Source organism: Candidatus Erwinia dacicola, assembly GCF_001756855.1.
Taxonomy (GTDB): Bacteria; Pseudomonadota; Gammaproteobacteria; order Enterobacterales; family Enterobacteriaceae; genus Erwinia; species Erwinia dacicola.
The window spans coordinates 1-3,170 of the sequence record NZ_MAYS01000014.1; the positions used below are offsets into that span (position 1 = coordinate 1).

The 3,170-nt window shown below is 53.2% G+C and carries 3 protein-coding genes and 1 pseudogene; all 4 read right to left on the minus strand.

What is annotated here, in order from left to right:
• Positions 1 to 171: 171 nt before the first annotated feature.
• Positions 172 to 756, minus strand: a pseudogene (locus BBW68_RS00280) (aromatic amino acid transport family protein); the annotation flags it as partial.
• Between the two features lie 96 nt (positions 757 to 852).
• A complete protein-coding gene (locus BBW68_RS00285) occupies positions 853 to 1,056 on the minus strand; it encodes a hypothetical protein (RefSeq protein WP_070133526.1) in 204 nt (67 codons plus the stop codon).
• A gap of 94 nt (positions 1,057 to 1,150) precedes the next feature.
• Positions 1,151 to 2,818 (minus strand): glutamine--tRNA ligase, encoded by a 1,668-nt coding sequence (glnS, locus tag BBW68_RS00290; protein ID WP_070133527.1) that lies wholly within the window; start codon positions 2,816 to 2,818, stop codon positions 1,151 to 1,153.
• Between the two features lie 155 nt (positions 2,819 to 2,973).
• The coding region (locus tag BBW68_RS15200) for a hypothetical protein (protein ID WP_148127479.1) at positions 2,974 to 3,170 on the minus strand (197 nt) is incomplete at its 5' end.

Genomic DNA, 3,170 nt, shown 5'->3' on the forward strand with positions numbered 1-3,170 from the left:
GATGGTAGCTTGGTTGAGGCCTTCACCCCGCTGCTTTTCGATGTAGAACCATTCTTTCTGAGTCAGATGTTTTCCCTGCATGCAACAGGCTCTCCAGTAGGGCCAGAACGGTGATTTTATCCGGGGCTGGTCAGTGGGTCACTTTGTTGCGTTTCGAGTGGGTATGGGCGAGAGATAACGCAGGTAGTGGCTGTCTGCCGCCGCGCTGTCGAGCAGATTTACCGGCTGGATGTGCCACAACAAGCCGCCAAAAATCATCAGGAATGTGATCACCTTCGCGCCGAGAAATATCAGCGTCATGCGGCTAACCACGGCCGTATCCCAGCCAGATAAACAGCGCCACCAGCAGCGCAAACAGTAGCCCGGCGGTGCGGGTAGAGAGATCGACACTCAGCTGACTCAGGCTATGCTGATGAATAATCGCCCCGCTGGCGGAGATATAGGCGTAGGTCAGAATGCCGAGCACAAAAACCACCGACAGTCCGTTAACCAGATTCCAGCTGCGCCCTAGCAGGTCGCGCGTGACGGTATCGAAGCTGGCGCCTGCCGGATAATGCAGACTGGCCTCAAGATAGAGCAGCCCGGAAAGCAGCATGCAAAACCAAGTGAGGATCAGTAATAGTGAATACCAGAGGAACCACGCACCCGACATGACCACCGGCAGGGAGAACATCCCGGCACCAATAATGGTGCCGCTGATGATTAAGGTCCCCCACAGCGTGGAGGTAACGAAGCAGCAGAAGCAGGCACAGCCATGGCAAATCCTTAGCGAGAAACGGTAACAAAACCGGTGCGTGTCAAGGTAGTTGTCGCCTCAGTTGACCTATGCGGCCAGCGTTTCCCGCTCCGGATTCAGCCAGACTTTATCCTGCCAGCTCCAGTTTCTTGTTGCTCCTGACCAGCGATGCGTTTTCCAGCGGAAGTGACCATCGTGAATTCGGGATCAAAATGACCGAGCGGTTCGGGCACTTTACTGCCGTCGCCGTGAAACACTTCAGTGATCAGTTCATGCAGCACAATCACGCTGAAGCTGGCTTGTTCGGCTAATCCAGACATACAATCTCCGTCAGGTAAGATTAAGTCGCTGATAACGACATTCAGCAGACGAAAAAAGGGTGAATCATCGCCCACTTACATCGCTGATTACGGCTTATTCGCCGATTTTCGCCCAGGTATCGCGCAAGCTAACGGTGCGGTTAAACACCAGATTGCTGGCGCTGGAGTAAACGCTGTCGGCACAGAAGTAACCTTCACGTTCGAACTGGTAAGGTGCAGAAGCTTCAGCCTGCTGCATGACCGCTTCGACGTAACCCTGACGAATAACTAGGGATTCCGGGTTAACGGTAGTCAGGAAATCTTCTGCTGCGCCCGGGTTTGGCACGTTGAACAGACGGTCATACAGGCGGAACTCCGTGGGCAGGCTGTGAACAGCTGACACCCAGTGGATCACGCCTTTTACTTTACGACCATCGGCCGGATCTTTGTTCAGGGTATCCACATCACAGGTGCAGAACAGGCAGGTAATGTTGCCACCTTCATCTTTGGCTACGCGCTCAGCTTTGATCACGTAGGCATTGCGCAGGCGCACTTCTTTGCCCATCATCAGACGCTTGTACTGCTTATTAGCTTCTTCACGGAAGTCTGCGCGATCGATCCAGATCTCACGGCTAAACGGCACTTCGCGCGTGCCCATCTCGGGCTTGCTCGGGTGATTCGGCATGCTGATCATCTCTTCATAATGCGCAGGCAGGTTTTCAATCACCACTTTTACCGGGTCCAGAACCGCCATCGCACGCGGCGCGTTTTCATTGAGATCGTCGCGAATACAGGATTCCAGCACGGCCATTTCCACGTTGTTGTCCTGTTTAGTCACGCCAATACGGCGGCAGAACTCACGAATTGATTCGGCGCTGTAACCGCGGCGACGCAGACCAGACACGGTCAGCATGCGCGGGTCATCCCAGCCCTCGACTACTTTCTCAGTGACCAGCAGGTTGAGCTTACGCTTGGACATAATGGCGTATTCGAGATTCAAGCGTGAGAACTCGTACTGGCGCGGATGCATCGGGATGGTAATGTTGTCGAGCACCCAGTCATATAGGCGACGGTTATCTTGGAACTCCAGCGTACACAGCGAGTGGGTGATCCCTTCTAGCGCATCGGAGATGCAGTGGGTGAAATCGTACATCGGATAGATGCACCACTTGTTGCCGGTCTGATGGTGCTCGGCAAATTTAATGCGGTAGATGACCGGATCGCGCATCACTATGAAGTTGGACGCCATATCGATTTTAGCACGCAGGCAGGCGGTGCCTTCAGCAAAACCACCGGCGCGCATTTTGGCAAACAGCGCGAGGTTCTCTTCCACGCTACGGTCACGATAAGGGCTATTTTTACCCGGCACCGTCAGGCTACCACGGTATTCACGGATCTGCTCAGGTGACAGTTCGTCAACGTAAGCCAGACCTTTACCGATCAGCTCAACCGCATAGTTGTGCAGCTGTTCGAAATAGTCAGATGAGTAGCGTACTTCGCCGCTCCACTCAAAGCCAAGCCACTGCACGTCACGTTTGATTGACTCAACAAACTCTAGGTCTTCTTTTACCGGGTTAGTGTCATCAAAACGCAGATTGCACTGCCCCTGATAATCCTGAGCAATGCCAAAGTTCAGGTAGATCGATTTTGCATGACCAATATGCAGGTAACCGTTCGGCTCAGGCGGGAAGCGGGTATGCACGGTGGTATGCTTACCGTTCGCCAGATCTTCGTCAATGATCTGACGAATAAAGTTAGTTGGGCGGGCTTCAGCCTCACTCATCTCAATTTCCTCAATAATGCATAGCGCACATTAGCTATAAAATAACGGAGCATGATCCACAAAGCACGGAGGTGAAACAACCGTTCGTTGCGGGAATCTGATAAAAAAGGCAGGAATTGCTTCCCACCCTTGCAGACTAGCCTCAGCCGGATGGCTTAGCCATTAATTTCGTATAAACGGGTCTCACCGGCAACCACCGTTTCGCCCGCAAGCAGCATGATGCCAGCAAAATCATCAATGTTGCTGACCACGACTGGGCTCACCATCCAACAGGCATTGGCATTGAGGAACTCAAGGTCCATTTCCAGCACCGGGTGTGCCCTCTTCCATGTACGTAGCGCCCTTACAGGGC

Excerpts from the sequence above, each read along its gene's own strand:
- BBW68_RS00285 (WP_070133526.1), bottom strand. The coding sequence starts at position 1,056 with ATGTCTGGATTAGCCGAACAAGCCAGCTTCAGCGTGATTGTGCTGCAT.
- glnS (WP_070133527.1), bottom strand. The coding sequence starts at position 2,818 with ATGAGTGAGGCTGAAGCCCGCCCAACTAACTTTATTCGTCAGATCATT.